The 19,827-nt window shown below is 40.7% G+C and carries 18 protein-coding genes; 7 read left to right on the top strand and 11 right to left on the bottom strand.

Translation table 11 applies throughout. The features are described from left to right. Positions 1-282 precede the first annotated feature (282 nt). The 3 genes from HWQ41_RS04885 to HWQ41_RS04875 are packed head-to-tail and all read left to right on the top strand — an operon-like array spanning position 283 to position 4,494. A complete protein-coding gene (locus HWQ41_RS04885) occupies positions 283-4,119 on the top strand; it encodes an N-6 DNA methylase (protein WP_292760347.1) in 3,837 nt (1,278 codons plus the stop codon). Then, positions 4,112-4,303 carry a hypothetical protein gene (locus HWQ41_RS04880; RefSeq protein WP_292760345.1) on the top strand — a complete coding sequence of 64 codons (192 nt, stop codon included), beginning with the start codon at positions 4,112-4,114 and terminating at the stop codon, positions 4,301-4,303. Before HWQ41_RS04885 ends, HWQ41_RS04880 begins: the two co-directional genes overlap by 8 nt. After that, entirely contained in the window at positions 4,279-4,494 is a 216-nt protein-coding gene (locus HWQ41_RS04875) for a Uma2 family endonuclease (RefSeq protein ID WP_292760344.1), read from the top strand. The genes HWQ41_RS04880 and HWQ41_RS04875 overlap by 25 nt, the downstream gene beginning before the upstream one ends. A 284-nt stretch (positions 4,495-4,778) precedes the next feature. Here the strand turns inward: HWQ41_RS04875 and HWQ41_RS04870 are convergent, their stop codons facing one another. The 6 genes from HWQ41_RS04870 to HWQ41_RS04845 all read right to left on the bottom strand — a co-directional run bounded on the left by HWQ41_RS04870 (position 4,779) and on the right by HWQ41_RS04845 (position 9,436). Then, a complete protein-coding gene (locus tag HWQ41_RS04870) occupies positions 4,779-5,525 on the bottom strand; it encodes a creatininase family protein (RefSeq protein WP_292760343.1) in 747 nt (248 codons plus the stop codon). 189 nt (positions 5,526-5,714) lie between these two features. After that, positions 5,715-5,987 (bottom strand): cupin domain-containing protein, encoded by a 273-nt coding sequence (locus HWQ41_RS04865; RefSeq protein ID WP_292760341.1) that lies wholly within the window; start codon positions 5,985-5,987, stop codon positions 5,715-5,717. A 22-nt stretch (positions 5,988-6,009) separates the two neighbouring features. Next, entirely contained in the window at positions 6,010-6,369 is a 360-nt protein-coding gene (locus tag HWQ41_RS04860) for a Mo-dependent nitrogenase C-terminal domain-containing protein (protein WP_292760339.1), read from the bottom strand. A 627-nt stretch (positions 6,370-6,996) separates the two neighbouring features. Next, a complete protein-coding gene (locus HWQ41_RS04855; RefSeq protein WP_292760337.1) occupies positions 6,997-8,436 on the bottom strand; it encodes a YARHG domain-containing protein in 1,440 nt (479 codons plus the stop codon). A 49-nt stretch (positions 8,437-8,485) separates the two neighbouring features. Next, on the bottom strand, positions 8,486-9,034 hold the full coding sequence (locus HWQ41_RS04850) for a GIY-YIG nuclease family protein (protein ID WP_292760336.1): 549 nt from the start codon (positions 9,032-9,034) through the stop codon (positions 8,486-8,488). 72 nt (positions 9,035-9,106) lie between these two features. Next, positions 9,107-9,436: a hypothetical protein gene (locus HWQ41_RS04845; protein ID WP_292760334.1), complete on the bottom strand. Its 330-nt coding sequence runs from the start codon at positions 9,434-9,436 to the stop codon at positions 9,107-9,109. A gap of 32 nt (positions 9,437-9,468) precedes the next feature. Between HWQ41_RS04845 and HWQ41_RS04840 the strand changes: the two genes are divergently transcribed. Continuing rightward, positions 9,469-9,672, top strand: coding sequence for a hypothetical protein (locus tag HWQ41_RS04840; protein WP_292760332.1), 204 nt, complete (start codon positions 9,469-9,471; stop codon positions 9,670-9,672). 340 nt (positions 9,673-10,012) lie between these two features. Here the strand turns inward: HWQ41_RS04840 and HWQ41_RS04835 are convergent, their stop codons facing one another. Further along, on the bottom strand, positions 10,013-10,213 hold the full coding sequence (locus tag HWQ41_RS04835) for a hypothetical protein (RefSeq protein WP_292760349.1): 201 nt from the start codon (positions 10,211-10,213) through the stop codon (positions 10,013-10,015). 323 nt (positions 10,214-10,536) lie between these two features. On the opposite strand from HWQ41_RS04835, the gene HWQ41_RS04830 reads away from it, so the two are divergent. Beyond that, entirely contained in the window at positions 10,537-11,064 is a 528-nt protein-coding gene (locus tag HWQ41_RS04830) for a GNAT family N-acetyltransferase (RefSeq protein ID WP_292760331.1), read from the top strand. A 57-nt stretch (positions 11,065-11,121) separates the two neighbouring features. On the opposite strand, the gene HWQ41_RS04825 is transcribed toward HWQ41_RS04830, so the two are convergent. After that, on the bottom strand, positions 11,122-11,742 hold the full coding sequence (locus tag HWQ41_RS04825; RefSeq protein WP_292760330.1) for a class I SAM-dependent methyltransferase: 621 nt from the start codon (positions 11,740-11,742) through the stop codon (positions 11,122-11,124). A gap of 412 nt (positions 11,743-12,154) precedes the next feature. On the opposite strand from HWQ41_RS04825, the gene HWQ41_RS04820 reads away from it, so the two are divergent. Further along, positions 12,155-12,604 (top strand): hypothetical protein, encoded by a 450-nt coding sequence (locus HWQ41_RS04820; protein WP_292760328.1) that lies wholly within the window; start codon positions 12,155-12,157, stop codon positions 12,602-12,604. A 91-nt stretch (positions 12,605-12,695) separates the two neighbouring features. Here the strand turns inward: HWQ41_RS04820 and HWQ41_RS04815 are convergent, their stop codons facing one another. From HWQ41_RS04815 to HWQ41_RS04805, 3 genes are all read right to left on the bottom strand, one after another. Continuing rightward, positions 12,696-14,921, bottom strand: coding sequence for a pentapeptide repeat-containing protein (locus tag HWQ41_RS04815; protein ID WP_292760326.1), 2,226 nt, complete (start codon positions 14,919-14,921; stop codon positions 12,696-12,698). A 147-nt stretch (positions 14,922-15,068) separates the two neighbouring features. Further along, positions 15,069-16,076, bottom strand: a complete 1,008-nt coding sequence (locus tag HWQ41_RS04810) for a zinc-dependent alcohol dehydrogenase family protein (RefSeq protein ID WP_292760325.1) — start codon at positions 16,074-16,076, stop codon at positions 15,069-15,071. 231 nt (positions 16,077-16,307) lie between these two features. Continuing rightward, a complete protein-coding gene (locus HWQ41_RS04805; RefSeq protein ID WP_292760324.1) occupies positions 16,308-17,861 on the bottom strand; it encodes a cation:proton antiporter in 1,554 nt (517 codons plus the stop codon). Between the two features lie 246 nt (positions 17,862-18,107). Between HWQ41_RS04805 and HWQ41_RS04800 the strand changes: the two genes are divergently transcribed. Further along, entirely contained in the window at positions 18,108-19,724 is a 1,617-nt protein-coding gene (locus tag HWQ41_RS04800) for a hypothetical protein (RefSeq protein ID WP_292760323.1), read from the top strand. Positions 19,725-19,827 lie beyond the last annotated feature (103 nt).

Here is a 19,827-nt window from a genome sequence, read left to right as displayed (position 1 = left end):
ATTACTTTACTCATAGATTATACTGTTTGTCCTAACCACCTTGGCGATTGCTATAAAAGGTGCAACGTTGAAGCTCAGAACTTGGATGTTGGAGTTAAAAGCACGACATTCCGAGTTCAGAAGCTCAATGTTCGAGCAAAAAGGTCGAAGTTCCGAGTTCAGAGGCTCAATGTTCGAGTAAAAAGGTCAAAGTTCCGAGTTCTGTGGTTAAATTGTTGAGTGTTTAAAGTCAATTACTCAAATAGTCAGGTAAAATAACAGCCGGATTGTGAAGGGCTGAATATGATTCAATCAACCAAGCTCGATGATTTTGTTACTGCTTTCTTTGGGATATTTACCCAGAGAAGTTTTCGTAAAGCTGATTTTCTAACATATTTGAATCGTTCAACAAGTCAGCGTAACGGTGATGAAGCATCAGTGGTTGATAATGCGATCGTTAGTCCACTGTTAAAAATTCTTGGTTTTGCAGATGGAGAACAGGCATACAACCGCCAAGACAAAAGTAATCGTCCTGATTTTGCGCCTGAAGATGCGGTGTATGGAACTTGCTTTATAGTGGAGGACAAGAATACAGCCACAGATTTAACATTTGATCTCAATGATCCAGATAGTCATCTTTCCCAATTAGCAAGATATATCCGTGCGGTGGCTTTACGTCTGGGTTGGTTGACGAATGGTAGACAGTTTACAGTTTGGCGGTTTGATGATCCCCACAATCCTAGACAAATTATTGACTTGGATATTCCAGCCGCGATCGCACAGTGGAATAATGGAGGAGCGTCAGCCCTTTCTGATGTCACTAAAACTGCTTTAAGAGATTTATACGATCTTTGCGGCAAAGAGTCTTTCACCAATTTAAAGCGGCTGGAAGAAGAAATTGCAATTGATTTGGAGCAATGGCAAAAGCAAGCTTTACTTTTAGGGAATGGTGGAAACGGTGAGACAGTTTTAGTTGAGGCGTTGCAATCGCTGGTGCTGGAGTTACAGCAAGATGCTCGACGAATGCTAGAGGCTCATTTTACTCGGTATAACCAATACCTGGAACGTGCCAATCGTTTATTAGATACTGCACAAGATAGAGCTAATCAAGAGTTAGAACGACTAAGACAACAGGTATTTTCTGTACTGAGCCGCATTAGCGGAATACTAGATTTAGAACCTCAAGAAAGTGGAAACATTACCAGCATTTTAACTAGAGCGGAGCAAGATGCTAGAGCCTTTGTCAGCCCCAAAGTTATGTTAGCTGAGGTATTAAATATCCTGAATCAGGCATTAGCCCGAAAGCACGCTGAACGACCTCAATATTCTAAACCCCGTGCCAAAATATCAGATGTTGATCCATCGCTGTATGATGCTTTAGAAAAGTACGGCAATCAAGTCTTTGGTTGGCATCGGCGACAAGCAACACTGCGACAAGAATATCAAGTGGATATTGCAGTGCATGATAATTACACAGTTTGGTTGGCATTGGTGCAAGAGACAATGTTAGGTGGTTTGGATGAAACCCAGTGCCAAAACGAGTTTGCTTTGCAAGCGGCTTATGTAGTGTTTATTCGCTTGCTGTTAATTCGGGTTTGTGAAGATAAGGGAATTTTCCCCCATAGGTTTGTATCGGATGGTGGAATCAAGCATTGGCAAGAAGATATTCAACGATATTGGGTGTTTGCTACTGGAAACCCCTATAGTCCATTGCTGGATATGGCCTATCGCAATGCTCAGAATATTTATGCCCATTTCTTTACAGGGCGTGAGTTGTTTAATTGGTATCAGCTAGACAAGCAGCAATTAATTATGACATTACATCGACTCAGCCGTTTTAACTTTGCTGGAGTTGATTCAGATATTGTCGGCACTGTCTACAACACTTATGTTAACCGTAAAGAGAAACGGGAAAAAGGACAGTATTACACACCCCCAGAAATTGTTAATTACATTCTCGATGAAGTCGGATATACAGCCGGGACAGCAATTATCGGCGCTAATAAACGCTTGATTGACCCGGCGTGTGGTAGTGGTTCGTTTTTAGTAGCTGCTGCTAAACGTTTAGTTTCAGCATATAAAGGTAATGTTCAACAAATAGAAGATCCGGCGGCGGTTTTGCAACGGGTACAGAATAATTTATATGGATTTGATTTAAATCCCTTTGCTTGTTATTTGGCAGAGGTAAACTTATTAATTCAAGTGTTAGATTTGGTGAAACTTGCCTATGAAAAAGGACAGCAACAACCAATCCAGCGATTTCACATTTATAACGTGGATGCCCTAGCGCGTCCCACTGGAACATATCGCTATGCACTATTTAACACGCTGATTGCTGAAGAAAGCGATCAGGTGGAGCAAATTAAAAGTCGTGCGCCCAATACACCTTATGCGAATGGTTTTGCTTTTGTCGTGGCGAATCCACCCTATGGAGCAAAAATCAGTGATGCTTATAAAGACATTCTGCGCTCAGATTATGCAGATGTATTTTATGGCAGACCTGATACGTATACATTCTTCCTGAAATTAGCAATTGAATTGTTAGCAACTAATGGTAAGCTCGGTTTTATTACCCCCAATACATATTTAATGGGAATAAATACTGTTGCTCTACGCAGAGAGCTAATGAGAGCAGCAAAAATTGATCAGATTGTCGATTTACCTCAAGGTATTTGGTCAGATGCTAACGTAGACTGTGTATTAATATTCTTGAGGGAAGAATCTGAAGAAGAACATCGTAAATCACAACAAGTTAAAATTAATCTATTAAATATACGAGATAGTTTAGATAAGCTTACAACAAGGTCTTGGACTGAAATTCTAGAACAAAACCAAGCTCAATGGATGAATCATCCAAGATATGAAATTAATATTCGCTATGATACTTTAGTACAAAAAATAGAAACAGCTTGCCAGATTATTAATAATCATGGAGATACTCAAAAAGTTATAAGACTAGATGATATTACGTTGATCAACAGAGGAGTTGAGCCTTACCATTCTCGTGAACAAGGTCATTCGGGTATCTATATCAAACCTCAGAGAGAACTTGCTCCTAATGAACAATATTGGAAGCCATTAATTGATAGCACTGGATTTGTGGGTCGGTATGAGTTGCGTTGGGGAAAATATAGACCACATTTAAATTATGGTGATTGGCTTTACAGAGCTTACGAACCAAGATTTTATGAATCACCTAAACTCCTTGTTCAATCTATGCGTAATCGCGCGTTAAAACGCAGACTTGTAGCAACATATGATGATAAAAAATTCTATAACCGTCACAATTTTAACAACATCATTTCAGATGAGACTAAATTATATAATTTAAAATATATCCTGGCATTATTCAACTCATCAGTATTAAATTACTGGTACAGTAGAAGATTTGAAAATGTCAATATTAATCCGTCATATTTTCGCCAACTACCAATTTACCCTGCTGATGCTGAAACACAAGCCGAATTTGTGGAATTGGTAAACCAAATTCTGGCAAAAAACGCAACACTTAGCCAACTAAGAGAGCAGGGATACACTATCAAACGCAAACGGGATGGAAGTACATTTATTGAAGTTCCATATAATCACCTGCTAGCTGAAATTCAACAAGCCAATCCCAACTTTTCAACCTTGAGTTTATTTGATGCCAAAGCCGCAGGACTTTTTAGTATACCGGAAAGCTGTAATCTTCACGAAAGCATTAGCAGTAACGTTTACATTCCACCCAAATATGCCAATACAGTAGTTTTGCGTCATAATAGACTCTGGTTTGAAGTCCTTGATGAGGATGTGAGAAGATTTCTTCTAGGTTATTTAAAAAGTTCTCTTTGGCAAGGCAAGAATTGGGATCAAATTAAGAACACAGCGCAAATTCCGGCAGAAGTTAGCGATCGCAGTTTCTTTTTTGTGAGAGAAGAACAAAAGAAAGCTGAGATTCAAACTTTACTAGATGAAGTAGCGCAAATTGATGCAGAAATTGATGAGAAAGTACTTGACCTTTACGGCATTATTAATCCGGCAGATAGACAACGCATCTTAGGTAGCGCACCAATACTTGAAGAGGAAGAAGGAACTCAGGACACAATAGAGGCAGAAAACTTTATCAGAAACAGAAACGCAGAAGGGTTAGACAATGAGTGAAACTCAGACCCAGTTACCGACAGATACATGGATTTGTGCTTCTTGGCAAGAGTATAAGCAAGCGATCGCTAATTTGCTCAATCAGAAGGCAAAGAGTTACTACTATAAGGGTCACATGAGGCTAGAAATGCCGCCAGTTAGTTTTCGCTCTATGAAGAGTTGGGTATTGCTGAATACTGGGTAGTAGATGTCCAAAATGTCCAAATTATTGCTTATGCGATCGCAGATCAGGGTAGTAAACGTATTCAAGAATCACAGGTATTTCCCGGTTTGGCAATGTCTATTTTAGAGGAAGCTTTACGTCATACCCGTGAAATGAATCAATCTCAAGTTGGAGCTTGGTTATTGAGCCAGTTCCAGCAAAAGGAGCATTGAGCATTAGCAGTTTGGAGATTTAAGCTTTCAACCTCAGAACTCGAAAGTTGCACCTCAGAACTTCAACATCCGGCATCTGGCGTGTGGGGTGCAATGACTGTGAGAATCATAACTAATTATGCGGACATGATATGATTTGTGAAAATCATAATACTCAGATCCCCGACTTCTTAGAAAAGTCGGGGATCTCGTTGTTCACTAATGATTAAGTAGGGCGATATTCTCAAGATATTTTATGCAGAGACGCAATTTTACTCGCATCTCTACAATGTATTTGCATGGTTTTATTCAGCGTTCACAAATTCCAAATACCCATTGCTAAGTTCTTTCACAGCCAAATCATAAAATTGCTTACCGTGTTCAGGCGTTGCTAAACCCGGATTTGATCCCATACGTCCATCTGGATAACGCACTCGAAAGTCAGCGGCGCTATAAATCCTATGTCCGCTTGCAACTTCTGGTGAAAGGGGCGCTTGCTTAATCGCCTCTGGATAAACGTACTGCGTGAGGGCTACTTCACTTGGGGTTGCATGAGAACCTTCTTGATCCCCATATAATTCTTTAGCTAGCTTATATACAGAACCGCACATAAACCAGTTTGCCACTTGACATTGCACCTGTTGAGCATTGGGAATCTGCAAATCTTCTAAATGAGCGTAAGTTTCTGAGAAAGCCGCTTTCAGGGTGGCGATGTTCCCACCGTGTCCGTTAATAAAGTAGAACTTGCTAAAACCAGCTTTAGCTAAACAAGTTACATAATCTCGCACTACTTGAATTAAAGTGCTGGGACGCAGACTGATTGTGCCAGGAAAGGAAGTATGATGCAGTGCCATCCCCACATTGATTGTAGGGCCAACGATCGCTTGAGTTGCATCACCTACACCAGCTGCGATCGCTTCTGCACAAATGGCATCAGTACCAATTAACCCCGTTGGCCCATGTTGTTCTGTGGAACCAATAGGGAAAATAATCCCCTTTGACTGCTGTAAATAAGCTTCGACTTCTTGCCAAGTACTTAAATGCAGTAACATTTTTTACTATTTTCCTCAATAAAATTGCGGTGGGACGAAACCTTTTTCTACTAAACAGGATTTTTTGTAATTAAACTCCCACTAATACGATTATGAACTCTCTGGATTTGAAGTGGCCGCGATCGCACAAGATCCCCGACTTCGTAAAAGTTGTCGGGGATCTATTTCTGCCATCACTTTTGTTATTGACTAATCAAAGTAATAATGCTTCTTTACGTCGCTTGTAATTTCCCATATACAGGACATACCAGCGGGAAAAATCACCAAATCGCCTTTACCCATTTGCACTGGCTGTCCACCATCAGGAGTAACAACGACATCACCTTCCAAAAAGTAGCAGGTTTCTTGAGAATCATAAGTCCAAGGGAATTTTGAGACTTCCTTTTTCCAAATTTCCCATTTAGAGACACCCAATTCATTGAGACGTTCTTTTCTGGGTTGATGCTCAATTTTAATTTCCATATTGTATTTTATCTAGTTATGTTCAGCAGTAGGATTGAATATCCTCTCCACACTGATCTACTAGATAACACAAAGCGCGAAAACGCAAGTAGACAAGTTCGTTATAAAGCGGATTGAGTTTGCACATTGGCGGAATGTGGCCTATTTTGCGACCAAAAAGCATGAGATCACGCTCGAATGGACACTGAGCGGGGATCAGTTTAGCAATAATTTTAGCTAATTTCCGATTCTGAATCTCAATTTTGTCGAGCCGTTGACGTAATGGTTGCAATAAATCTAGTTTAGGTTGAGCAAATTGCTTTTTACTACCTGTTTGATTCCTTTCTTCTAAAGGATTAATAAAAGCAGGCAGAAAAATACGCTGATTCTTGGTTTTAAGCATAGTTTTAGTCAAGGTTTTCCTTGTGTAGATGAACTATTTGCCGATTAGCAATATTACCATGTAATCTGTCTGGCCAATTTGCATTGTGCTTGTAAATTAAGAAGCAAAGTAAGCATAATGCAAAGAATTTACATGCATCTTTGGGGGGAGAAATGGTTTAACTAATTGTTATTTAAACCCACCAAATCATCAATAACTGTCCCGTTAAATACAAAATAACAAAGAAAATATAAAAATGGCATTTCTTTAACTTATGGATTTCTAATCTTTAAGATAGCAATCTTATATATTAGATATAAATGCCTGGTTTTGAAACTGCCTAGTATCTAGAGATGTAATTTCTGGCAGTTTTGTTCCCACCCCATATACATTTAGCTAGGATTAGCCCCTAATATCTCTCGATTTTAGGGTATTGAATATCCATAAAGTTGTCTGATATACTACACAACTTAACCTAGATATTATCTAATAAGCGGCTCTGACCTCTCATTTAGAGCGCTGGACTTACCGCTACACACTGCCTTCCCCCTTGTTTGTCGTAACTTTCCGGGGTGAATTAGCTATGGTTGTTTTCTATAGGATATTTGTCTGAGAAGGCAAGACCTGCTCTACCTAATTATGAGAAACTTATTTCTTAAAATATATCAAGCCATAACGATCTTGATATTTGCTGATATAATCTACATTCTGTTGCTCTAATTTTGACAGCAATTTAGGTGGAAATGCTTTTGGCGAATATATAGGACGATACCAAGGTTGCTTATTAAAGTAATCTTGTAATTCAGGAGTATCAAAACGGCGACCGTGACGGGCAAAAATCGAATTTCGCATAATATCTAGCTCAAAACCGTCTTTCCTATCCAAATCTGTATCAGTTACCAGTCTTTGGGAAAGCCAAAAATAATTGTTGACAGCCGTGGTATTAACTGGCGGTATTGATGTAGTTGGGGTAGATGGAGATTGAGTAGGAACAGATGGGATCGTTGGTGTAAATTTGGGAGTTTCTATCACCGGGCTGGTGACAGTTGACGGTGTTTCTGAAGGTAATACCGTTTTGTCTGCTGTAGGTTGAGAAGATTTTGGTAAGACTTGGCTAATAATCACAGATGCACCGATTAACCCACCTGCAATCAAACTGCCGATGAGAATACCATTTGGTCGATTACTTTGAGGAGTAGGCTGTGGCTTGACAGGTACGGTTTGAGGTGGGGGTGCAGAGACTACGGTCGGTGGAATTGGATTTGCTATGCTCTGCAAAGTATCCAGCATTGCTCTGGCTGTGGGGTAGCGATCGCGCGGATGATAAGCGATCGCCTGATCAATTACTCTTGCCATAATTGGGCTAACATGACTGGCATACTGTCGCCAGACAATTTCACCCGTCTGGGAATCCGTTTCTAGTTGTTGTCCTTGTCTACCAGTCAGTAAATAAATTACCGTCATCCCTAAACTGTATAAATCACTAGAAAAAACTGGTCTACCTGCGGCTTGTTCACTCGGCATATAGCCAGGTGTACCAATCACAATCGAACTGGTAGGATTGCCTTGAGAATTTACTACTGTTCCCATTGATTCCCGTACAGCGCCAAAATCAATTAGCACTGGTTTACCATCGCGTTGACGCACAATAATGTTATCCGGTTTAATATCGCGGTGAACGATATGCTTAGAGTGAACGTAATCCAGGACTGGTAATAAATTCATGAATAATTCCTGGACAGCCGCTTCACTAAATAGCCCCTGCTTCTGGACTTTTCCCGTGAGGGTATCGCCTTCAATCCACTCCTGAACTAAGTAAAATTGTCCGCCTGATGAAAAGTAGGCATACAATGCCGGAATTTGGTCATTTGCGCCACCGAGTTCTTCTAAAATAGCTGCTTCGCGTTGAAACCTCTCTTGCACTAACTGGTAAATTTGGGGATTGTTGTGAATCGGTCTTAGTTGTTTAACCACACAACTACGCTTTGAGGGCATATAGGTATCTTCTGCTAGATAGGTTTCACCAAACCCACCAGCGCCCAGTGTGCGGATAACTTGATAGCGATCGTTCAGCAGCTGTATTGTCATGGGAGATTACAAACGATATTCATAAAGATAGTTTTCCCCAAAACTACCTTCATTTCAAATCTAGTAAACCTTCTTCTTTCAATTTAGGATTGAAGCGAATTTGCATTTGCAAACCACGCCCTTCTAGCAGTTGCGTTGAAATTTCTGCTTCTACTCTCCGTGCCACATTTTTAATAATTTTTATTTGTGCTAATTCATCATTAGCTGGATTTTGATATTTTGCCTGTTCTTCAGGTGTCATTACGACTTTGACATCAATGGGATGAGTCCATTTTTCCTTATTATCCCCATTGCCCCAAGGCACACTGCCATTTTCCGCAATCCAAGCATTTTCAGTATTTTCTAAAATTGTGCGACTAGGGCGTTCAATAGTTTGAACTTTGACCCAATAGCATTGCTGTGGCTGACGAACTAAATGCTGCTTGAGGCTGAGGTAAACATCACGGGAGTATCCGACAAATTGGAGTACTTTTTCTTGATCAAAAATAGCATATACCCCGATTTTACTCTGAAATTGTTCGGGTAATTGACCGCGATCGTCAATGTAAGGAATGTATTCTAGGGTTGCCAAAGAAGAAAGATTCGTTTCAAGAGCCATACATCAAATATCAAACTTACTATTTGCCTTCAGAATTGAGAATTGCTAATTAGGAAAAAATTATCTTGATAATTACCCATTACCCAATTTTTGGTAAATTGCACAAAGGCGACTGGGTTTAAAAATTTTAGCACTAAACATGAAATTGGGTGGGACGTTGATGATGGCATATTCATCAGATTCATGATACTTTTCAAATTCTGCTGGCATTCCTTTCGTGGTAGTTAAGCTGTAAGGAACTGGTTGGAAAAGTAATTCTGTAAATTTAACTTGCTCACACCGCAACTGTTGAGAAATTTGGTTTAAAAAAGCAACGCTTGTCAATAAGTTGAATAGAGTTTCTTGAGCTTGTGCTTCAAGAGTGAAACTGCTATCAAAGTTCTGAACGATTTTAAGGGGCATTTTCTGTTTAGGTAGTTATTAACGACTAAGTGATGATCGAGGATAAGCAACATGTTGCACATGGTCATCAAAAAATGCTGGACAACAAAGCCGAGCTTTTTGAGCAGATGAGCTTTGTGAAAAATCACCGCTTTAATGATCAGCCTATTGGATTGTGGGACTTCTGTCAGCCACAGAAGGAAGCTGGCATGATTAAGAATCGTGAAGTCGAGCAGATGATTTTTAGGGATAGGTGATTTCTCTTGAAGGCTGTGCTGACAAACCCCAGATATTATACTTAGAAATATTAATATAAAATCCATAACTAGGTGCAAGAAAAATCATTTCTTCAGTATGGAGTAAAATAAAAGATCCGGCGCTATAAGATGGCACTAAATAACGCCATAATACGAAAGCGATGCCTACGGTGGGACGCGCCTACGCACTTACGACACCCTCCCCAAAAACGATTCTCACACAACACAAATAAGTGGATAGTTGTAATTTATATCACAACTATCCACTCAAGGTTTACTAAATCCGGGTTACTAGAAAAAACTCAATTAGATTATTGAAACTTGGGAAAGTTCAAACCAATTAACGTGACTCAGTTCCCTGATTGGGGCTACCTGCTACAGAATCATTTTCTGGTGCTTCTGGTGTAGCACTGGGTTTACCATCACTCTTTTCAGCATCGCCAGTTTTGCGGGTACTTTCGTCAACGGTGGTTTGGTAACCACCAGAAGAACTGGGCGTAGTTTCTTGATTATCAGATTTTGGTTTTTGTTCTTCAGCCATGACTACATTCCTAATCATTATATTGTTGGCATTATCTTAATAAAATTTGGGGTTTGAGTACATCTATCCAGAATATAGTTATGGCTGATTCGCCCCTCTATCGGAAGTATTGTTTAGTACTACTCATGTATGCTGACAAAAATCCATAAATATAGGATTTGTTAACCTGAGAACGCTTGCTGTCGTTAAGGGATAACTTGGAATGGGTTTGATGTCCAAGATGCTTTTGAAATTACTTTATTGATAGTTGACAGTAAATGGCAAATCATCTCAGTGGATAATATGGTGTGATGATTGTGAGATAAACTATCAAAGTATAATTAATGAACCAGAGCAATCTATCGTTACCATCTGGGTGTGTCCTTCGCAAGGCAACCTCTGGGGATCAGTGGTCGATTCGATTGCTGGTATTCTCAGCGAAACTTGACCCAACCCAATTAAATTGGCAGCAATTTTGGGTAATTGAATGCGATGCCTACGGCGGGCAAAGCCTACGCAATCTGGTCGCTTGTGGACAGCTACGTAATTTCTCAGGCGCACAAGAACTTGGTAGTTTGGTCGTTGCATCAGCTTGGAGAGGTGGCGGTTTGGGTACTTTGCTGACGCAGCATTTGATTAATACAGCAACACAACCACTTTATCTTGAATGTTTAGGTCAGCAACTGGCGCAGTTTTACAGTCGCTTTGACTTTGTGCCAATATCTTTTGAAGACTTGCCACAATTTCCCAAGACAAAAGGCTTGTCTAGGCTCAAGGATAAATTTAGATTCTCGCAATTAGCTAAAAGGCTGCTCAGAGTTCCTGTGGTGTTCATGGAATATCAAGGTCAGTTAGGGCTTGATACTCCCTAACCCTCCTTAAAAAGGAGGGAATTAGAGCAAGCCTTTTTAACGGGAGAAAGTTATGCATCAATCCAACGGAGGTTTAGCAAAAATCGTTAGTAAGACAGGCCCTAGTAAATAGTGGTGATTCAAACACAATAGCCCAGCAGAGGAGCCAAGAAGTTGACGTTGATTAGGGCTGTAGAGTCTAATTCCACGGGGAGAAATTGGCAATAATTGAGGTTCTGTCTCTTTTTTAGAAGTAATGTCAACCAAGTAGAAGCGTCCACCGAGAGAAAGTACCCGTGCTATTTCACTAACCACCTGTTTAGGTTCCAAATAGTGCAAGAAGCTGATAGTGCTGAAAACGGCATCAAACTGACCATCAGCAAAGGGAAGAGATTCAGCTTTGCCCTCGATATAAATTAAACGTGGACGGTGGCGGTTGCTGTGTCTTGCTACCCGCAACATATTAGCAGATAAATCCAATCCGGTGCCTTGCAGGTCAGGAAACTGAGTAGCAAGGCGCTCAAGTAAGCGTCCAGTACCACAGCCGATATCAAGTACATTTGCTGGCTTTGGTAAATCGACGTACTCCAGCAACCGTTTGTGAACGGCTCGATAAAACACTGAAGGAAAGAGCCAGTCGTAACTTGGTGCCCATCGGTCAAAAAGTAGCTTTTTGTTACTGAAAAAGTCATAAGTCATCAGTTTTCGCAGCTTCCCTGAAGCTTGATGCTTTTTTAGGGTAAGTTTAGCTGCGCCTCCAAGAAGTTGGTTAACAACACAAGTTAACTATAGCGGTTCTCAATTGCATAGAATACAGACCATTGGTAGGGGCACAGCAATGCTCATTGGTGTCAACTTAACGTTAAAAGGGCGGTTAGAAACCGCACGCCAGTCGCCTCAACGGGGGGCGAAAATACGCACAGCGCTGGCTCGTCTTAATTCGATCCTTGATTACCAGGAAAAAATTTTTCCTCAAACTCAAAATTCAATCTATCAAAATACTGAATTCGTTTAATAACTAATGACGCAAGAACCTCTATCTAGGGAACGATATCGCAAATCAGCTAAATGAAGTAAAAATAGTATACTAAATCACAAGAGATTGTATTCTATGAAATTGAGTTATTTGACAAAACAGTTTTCCACGGTAAAACGCTGGATGGCTACAACACTGTTTTGTATGTTAGCGATCGCTTTCGTTTGGCAAGGTGCATTTTTTTCAAACACTTCCGCAATGGCTGATCCTATTGCAACCTTGATTGCATCAAAAGACGCGGGCGATCAAGTTCAAGAAAAAGCCAGTGAAGATGCTGGACGAGCCAAAAATTTCATCCAAGATACGGCAGATAAAGTTAAGCAAACTGCCAAGAATAATGCCAATAAAGTTGACCAAGCAACGGATGACAATGGTAGTTTTGTTGAGCGCAAAGCCAAGAAAGATGCGGCTCGAATTCAGGAAAGAGCAGACGAAGATGCCGCTCGGACACAGAAAGCAGTAGACAACACAAAGAATGTTGTTGAACGTGCCGTTGAGAACATCAAGGATGCTTTTGGTAAGTAGAGAAGATATCTGTTGAAAATGAGGTAGGCACAATTTATAAATTGTGCCTACCAAGGACTTGGGGCAACGCAAAATTAATTTCACCAGATGTCTACTTCAGATAAATCAGCAAATTCAATCCTGGAATTGTGCGGGAAAGTGTCCACAAAACTAGCGTAATGTAAATTACACCCAAACTCCATTGATACCAAGCAAGTGCAGAGATGATACCTGGTAAGTGTTCGTCTCGCAGGCGGATGTCGTTAAATCCTAATCTAAGTAGGTTATTGAGGCTAAAATCATAGTAGTTGAGCCAGTTCCAACGGCGATCGCCCAACAAGGGCATATATCGTTCCCGAAATGTCTGATTCCTTGGTATGACTGGCAAACGTCCAATCAATAATCTTAACTGGCGAAATGTGCCGTCTTCTGTGAAGTAAGAAACGTCCATTAAATCGTGATAACGACCTTGTTGGTAAAGTCGGAGCAATAAAGCCATTGGGACGGGGACAATAATTATGAAAATACACCCCAATGTCAGCCAAGGTTGTTCAGCATTGCGAAAGATAGCTAGTAAGCTGAAGAATTCTAAAACGCTAAAACTGACTAATATCGAAATGGTTTCGTAAGATGTGGGAATAATTGGTACGGGATGCAGCCGACGATAGCGATCCACTAGCCAAAATAGTAAGCCGAAATAAGCGATCGCTAATCCTCCCACGCCAAACACTAACCAAAAATTCGTACCATAGCCACTCAACAACAGCAATACACTTAATGCCAACCAACTCCAAGCTTGCAATAACCATTCACCGATAGAAAGTGGTTCACCTACAATTAAGCGATGTCTAACGACAAGCCGCTGCGCGTCTACGCTCAATTGGGTATATTTTTCTAAATCGATGTCTGCTAAGGTGAGTAACTTACTGCTATTGCGAAATAGTTTTATTAGACGACGCTGGGCGATCGCTTCGGCTTGAGTTGCAGAAAAACCCAGTTTAATCAAACTTGCAACAGTTGCACTATTAATATTTGTAGCCGCCAAACGGCGGCTCATTTCTATTAATCGCAGTCGCTGTTTTGTGTATTCCAGTTCATTAGCATCGGCAACTTGCTGTTGCTGACGAAAATTTTGCCCCAAATTCCGCAAGATATTTTGATTACCTTGCAATGTTGGGATGCAGAACATCTTACCAATCTCACCGGGATTACCTAAAATTTTTGCTTGGTTGGAGTTAAAAGTTAAACCAGGTACGCTTAAACAAACATCTGTAGCAAACCTGGCATCACTAAAATCTGCTTGGTTAAGAATGTTTGCACCTTGCAGATTTACCGATTGGTTAAACTCCGCTTCCCGGAAACTCACAGCTTGCTCAAAAGTCGCTTCTGTTAAAAGGAGGAACTGATTAAAATTCGCTTTAGTAAACTGTACTTGATTGGCAAAGCGCACATCAGAAAAATCAGCATTTTCTTGCCACTGCACACTATTGAATTTAGCCAACTGCTTAAAAGTTGCTTGGTTGAAGTTAGCAGTTTTCTCAAAGATACTGCCTTGAAAATCAGCAAGTTCCTGAAATTTGGTTTGTTTCAAATTAGCTTTGTCAAAAAAAATACTGCCCTGAAAATTGCTTTGTTGGCGGAAGTTAGCACTGTTGAAACTAACGGAACGACCGAATCTCGTTTCAGTCCAGTTAGTGGGTTGGAGAAAAGTTGCACCTTGGGCATCTACAGACTGAAGAAAAAATGTATTGGAGAACTTAACTTCGCCATTGAAGCGAGTTTGCACCAGTGTCAACACACCACGAAATACGGTGATTTCACTCGATGGAGTTGACTGTGTTCCTAAAAGCGATCGACAATCTTTGGAGTTGGGTAGAGCGTAGGCGTAGCCCGTCGTAGACATCGTTAGTGACTGCAAGCAAACGAAGCGCAAACGTTCTAGTTCTTCTTGTTCGGTAGCTGTGAAAATGGGAGCGTAGACGCCTCGCAGCTTGTCGCTAGACATCGCTTGCGCGTACAAGGGTGTTCTTAAACCCAAATCGCTGCCCACAAAATCCCCTAAAATCAGGGCATAGCTGAGGTCTAAACCTAAAGGTTTTGCACCTAGTTCTTTTCGCAGCAGTTGGTAAAAAGCATCACGAAAGCTAGCGTTCTCTGCCCGTAAATCAATCACCATCTTCTGCAAATCCACGGTCAAATTGCCTTCGCGGAGTATCGGTGTGCGTAGTCTCGCTTGTAATAATTCTAGAGTTAAGGGTGTGCGCTCTGGTTGTGCCTGTGCTGCCAAAGTCGGTAGGGAGAGAAAGAGGAGAAGAATTAATAAAACGCAAAGGAACACATTCGCAAAGCGTCTCGCAGAGAAGGAAATCGCAGAGGAGCGCAGAGAAACCCCTCTGCGTACCTTTGCGTTTAACCTCTGCGTGCCTACGCTGCGGGAAAGCGAAGCGCTTATGCGTTTAAAAAATAAATTATGCAAATTGTTCGATCATTCATCGCTAATCAGCAGAACAATTTTACCCGCCACAGTCCCGCTTTCAACTAATTGGTGGGCTTTAGCCGCTTCTTTCAAAGGGAACTTGTGACTAACGTGGATTTTTAACTTGTCTTCATCGATCCAGGTGGCACATTGTTCGAGAATTTCTGCATGATGCTGGAGGCTCTCTTCCAATCCTAGCAACGCTGGTGCCAACATGAATTCTAAACCAATGCGGAGGTTGCGAGTTCTAGCAGTTTTCCAAACAGTATTGGCATCTGGTTCGAGAATCGTCACAATATCGCCATACACTCGCACTGCGGGGAAGGTTTTGTAAAAGGTTTCGCCGCCTATAGTGTCAAAAGCCAAGTCTACGCCTTCGCCACCAGTCCAATCTAATACCGCTTGCACAAAGTCTGTTTGTTTGTAAAAAATTACATGATCTGCACCGAGTTCTTTGACGAAATTAGCTTTTTCCTCAGAACTGACTGTGGTGGAAACAGTAGCACCTTTGAGTTTCGCCAATTGAATTGCTACATGACCGACACCACCAGCACCCGCATGAATCAAAACCCGTTCCCCAGGTTCCAATCGTCCCCGTTCATATAAAGCTTCCCAGGCGGTGATTAACACCAAAGGCGCTGCTGCTGCTTCTGCAAAGGAGATAGACGCGGGTTTACGTGCCACAAACCGCTCATCTACAACGGTATATTCAGCATAATTTCCTTGGTATGCGCCCAAGCCGCCATAGCAAAAATATACCTCATCGCCTGGGCGAAAACGCTGAACGCCAGCCCCTACCGCTTCGACAATACCGGCACCATCACATCCTAAAATTGTCGGCAAGCGATCGGGGTAGAAAGTGCCTCGGCTACGAAGTTTAGTGTCAATGGGGTTAATGCCAGCCGCCACTAAACGCACTAAAAGTTCAGTATTACCTACAGGAACAGCAGGGTTTGGCACTTCCTGTACTTGCAGAACTTCGGGACTGCCAGCTGCTGTCATTAAGACTGCTTTCACAACTCTTTCCTCCTGGCTTTAGATGCACGTTCATTTGCAACTTTAGCGCAAGAGGGTGGACACAGAGCTATGTTTAAGGGAAAACTGCGTAGGCGTAGCCCGTCGTAGACATCGCGCTAATCCCATAAGAAACGTATCCTCAAGATTCAAAATAATGCTAAACAGCGATTGCAGGAATTACGCGACAAACATTTGATGGAAACATCAGGACTATGCCTCATGCCCAAATCCTTAATCATCTTCTAGTTTCAGCAATTGTTCATCAAGAGTTTGTATCCGTCCGCGCACAATTTCTTCTGACAGAATTTGCTTCCGCATTGCCTCATTGAGCGCTCCTTTTTCTGCCAACAGTAAACGCCGGCGAATGGCATCAAGTTTACTGCTGTTGCCACTTTTGCCTTCCAACTCATCAGGGCGACGATTATAAAGTTCCCGCAGTGTCTTTTCTGCACCGGCAATTCTTACCTGATAAGCTGAACGCATCTCTTCATAAACGGCTTTTGGTAACACCCCTGATTTCAACAGACTATCTAATTCATCTTGTGCTGCCTTACCCGTCATCAACTGGGCTTGCAATTCTTCAACCTGTTGTTGAGCTTCTGAAAATTTAGATAATTTTAAGCGTTTTACCACCCAAGGCAAACTTAAACCCTGTCCCACTAACGACACCAGCACACAGCCGAAGACTATAGCGATGAGGACTTCTCGCCCTGGTAATGTAGTGGGTAAGCTCAACGCCAGAGCCATTGAGAGTGAACCTTTGATGTTGCCTAAAAACAGTAAATGTTGCCAGCGCAGCGGAATTGGGCGGTCAATCCAACGAACCACTGTTAGTAGCGGATAGACCGTAAGAACTCGCCCGATTTGATAAGCCAAAACTGTAAGTAGAATTGCAGGTAAAGTTTTCCAGAGCGTTACCAAGTTTATTTCTACACCAATCAGCAGAAAAATAAAGGTGTTGACGGTAAAACTGGCATATTCCCAGAAACTCAACAAGGTGATGCGACTAGAAGCAGAAGTATTCCCAGAAAGCCCTAAATTCCCGAAAATTAATCCAGCGACAACTACAGCCACCGCACCTGATACACCGAGAAATTGCCCAGCCTGAAAAGTTCCTAATGCAACTGCAACTGTCAGTAAAAGACTGCTAAGAGCATCATCTAAACGGGCGAATACAGGGATGCTCAAGTAGCCCAAAACCAACCCCAGAACGCAGCCTCCTAGAAAGATAAATAGTAGTTGTTCGATTCCCTCTATAAATGTGACTGAACCTGTTGAATATACTTGCAAAATCAGGTTGAACAAAACTAAGGCAGTTGCATCGTTGAATAGAGTTTCTCCTTCAACGATGGTGGAAAGCCGGGGAGGCACTGGTATTTCCTTAAAGATGGCAATCATGGAAACAGTATCAGTGTTTGCCAGCATTACTCCTACAAATATGGCAGGTATCCAACTCAGCCCCAGCCCAAATTTTAACAGGACGGCAATAATAGCGCTGGAAAGCACAGCCCCTGGCCCAGCTAGTAGGGCAATTGGTTTAAAGGTGCTGCGTAGGCGGCTGACATCAGTATTAATACCAGCTTCAAAGATGAGAATTGGCAGGAAAAGATTCAAAACAAGGGTTGGATTTAAACCAATCGGACGAGACAATAGCTCAGTGATCGGCAAACCTGCTAAGACTAAACCTGTTACATAAGGGATTCGCAACCGCCGGGACAGCAGAGCTACACCTGTAGCAACGAGCAAGAGAATAATTGAAACTTTGACTAATTCTGTAACATCCACTATTACGTTTGGGAAAGTTATTTGGACTTGACTGATAGATTCTCTCCTCATTCATGCCAAATTAGCAACTTCAGCGCGTGAATTCGGAACTGAACGGGCCAGTACCTCGCTATCGCTAACAGTGTACCCACTGCTACAGCAATTACCCCCTTGCGTAACCCACTCAGATTTCACAAACTCATTCAAGAATCTATCTCAATAATACGAGAATGTGGTAATCTATCTATTTCTCGAAGCAGAGGGTGTATGACTCTATGGCTGGACGATCGACCGTATATATATAACTTTGATCCAAATAAATTTCATTCTGAACTAACAATGTTAAACAAAAAAATCATCAAATACACTTCGATATTACCTATTCATTCTCCTTGGTTTATTATCATTATTTTTTCCGTTATTGGTTTAATAGGTTTTCTCAACCATTCGATGTGGCGAGATGAACTAAATCCCTGGCTGATTGTCAGAGATAGTGAATCTTTGGGCGATTTAATTGCAAATATTCATTATGAAGGTCATCCTGTTCTCTGGTATTTTTCTCTGGCAATTCTGAGAAAAATAGTAGATAATCCGATGATTATGCAAATTTTTCATTTGGCAATTACAGTTGTTTCGGTTGCTCTTTTTTGCTTATATAGCCCTTTTAATTATCAACAAAAATTTCTGTTTTCCTTTGGTTTCTTTCCTTTTTATGAATATCTTTTAATTTCTCGAAATTATGCCTTTAGTATGTTGTTCATTTTTGCATTCTGTACAGTTTTTTCATCCAGACAAATAACTTATGTTTATTTGGCAATTTTATTGGGTTTATTAGCAAATAGTAGTGCTTATGGTTTATTAGTATCATTTTCTTTATCATTGACTTTGCTAGCTGAATTTTGTTTTGATAGCGAACATCGCCAGCAGTATTTTAATCAAAGCCAAAAATCCGACTTATTTTTAAGTATTGTAATTATCATGTTTTCTTTTCTTTTATCCATTTATATTATTACTCCTCCGACAGACAGTTATCTTTATGGTGGGTTAAATAATGGTTGGCTAATGCAATTAGATATCCGTCATTTGTTGAGAAGCATAGGTAGAATATTTGGTAGTTATTTATTAATTATTCCGGCACACAAAAGATGGCTGGATTTAATTGTTTGTGCGGTAATTGCTCTATTCATTGTAATTTTAACCTTAATTAAATTATCTAAAAAGCCAGTTACTCTCTTTTTCTACATTATAGGTAATTGTGTAATATTTGCCTTTACATACTTGAGATTTCTAGGTATGCCTCGGCATTTTGGACATTTCTATTTAGTTCTGATAGCGGCTTTATGGCTGGGAAGTTATTATCAAGAGTCTACAGTTCTACTCAACAAGTTTTCTATTCGTCCAAATTCAATTATATTTGTTCAAAAATGGCATAATATCGCTTTGATGCTAATTCTTTATGTCCAGTTTGGGGGAGGTATTTATAGTTTTTCAAGAGATTTAGTTGTACCATTTTCTGCAAGTCGGGAAACAGCTCAGTATATTCAAAAAGCTGGGTTAGCTAATGAGTTTATTGTTGCCAGTCGAGATGCAAATATGGCTCCTTTGTCGGGTTATCTCAATCGAAAGTTTTACTATCCTGAGCTTCAAAAAATGGGAAGCTTTACCCTATTTAAAAAAGGTCGTCAAGAAGTCGAACAACCTGAGATATTAAGCCAAATTAATTCTCTACTCAAAAATCAAGATGAGCAAAAGAAAATTTTGCTGATTTTAAATAAAAAACTGAATATCAACCGCAATGACTTAAAGATTGTTCCGATCAAAGATTTTCAGAAAACCTGGGTGGATAGTGAACAATATTATCTTTATTGGGTAGATGAAGCTTAACAATTCAAAAATTTTGAATTTTGAATTGTTAAAACTCTCTGCATCCCCGCATCCTGTTATATCAAGTCCAGATAATTAGTTATCATTCCCACAGTCATTGAAC

Source organism: Nostoc sp. NOS(2021) (assembly GCF_017115025.1).
Classification (GTDB): Bacteria; Cyanobacteriota; Cyanobacteriia; order Cyanobacteriales; family Nostocaceae; genus Nostoc.
This window is presented reverse-complemented; position numbering and strand designations above follow the sequence as displayed.

Bases quoted from the DNA above. Each gene is read 5' to 3' on its own strand.
- HWQ41_RS04885 (WP_292760347.1), top strand. From the start codon at position 283: ATGATTCAATCAACCAAGCTCGATGATTTTGTTACTGCTTTCTTTGGG.
- HWQ41_RS04880 (WP_292760345.1), top strand. From the start codon at position 4,112: ATGAGTGAAACTCAGACCCAGTTACCGACAGATACATGGATTTGTGCT.
- HWQ41_RS04870 (WP_292760343.1), bottom strand. From the start codon at position 5,525: ATGTTACTGCATTTAAGTACTTGGCAAGAAGTCGAAGCTTATTTACAG.
- HWQ41_RS04865 (WP_292760341.1), bottom strand. From the start codon at position 5,987: ATGGAAATTAAAATTGAGCATCAACCCAGAAAAGAACGTCTCAATGAA.
- HWQ41_RS04860 (WP_292760339.1), bottom strand. From the start codon at position 6,369: ATGCTTAAAACCAAGAATCAGCGTATTTTTCTGCCTGCTTTTATTAAT.
- HWQ41_RS04855 (WP_292760337.1), bottom strand. From the start codon at position 8,436: ATGACAATACAGCTGCTGAACGATCGCTATCAAGTTATCCGCACACTG.
- HWQ41_RS04850 (WP_292760336.1), bottom strand. From the start codon at position 9,034: ATGGCTCTTGAAACGAATCTTTCTTCTTTGGCAACCCTAGAATACATT.
- HWQ41_RS04845 (WP_292760334.1), bottom strand. From the start codon at position 9,436: ATGCCCCTTAAAATCGTTCAGAACTTTGATAGCAGTTTCACTCTTGAA.
- HWQ41_RS04840 (WP_292760332.1), top strand. From the start codon at position 9,469: ATGATCGAGGATAAGCAACATGTTGCACATGGTCATCAAAAAATGCTG.
- HWQ41_RS04835 (WP_292760349.1), bottom strand. From the start codon at position 10,213: ATGGCTGAAGAACAAAAACCAAAATCTGATAATCAAGAAACTACGCCC.
- HWQ41_RS04830 (WP_292760331.1), top strand. From the start codon at position 10,537: ATGAACCAGAGCAATCTATCGTTACCATCTGGGTGTGTCCTTCGCAAG.
- HWQ41_RS04825 (WP_292760330.1), bottom strand. From the start codon at position 11,742: ATGACTTATGACTTTTTCAGTAACAAAAAGCTACTTTTTGACCGATGG.
- HWQ41_RS04820 (WP_292760328.1), top strand. From the start codon at position 12,155: ATGAAATTGAGTTATTTGACAAAACAGTTTTCCACGGTAAAACGCTGG.
- HWQ41_RS04800 (WP_292760323.1), top strand. From the start codon at position 18,108: ATGACTCTATGGCTGGACGATCGACCGTATATATATAACTTTGATCCA.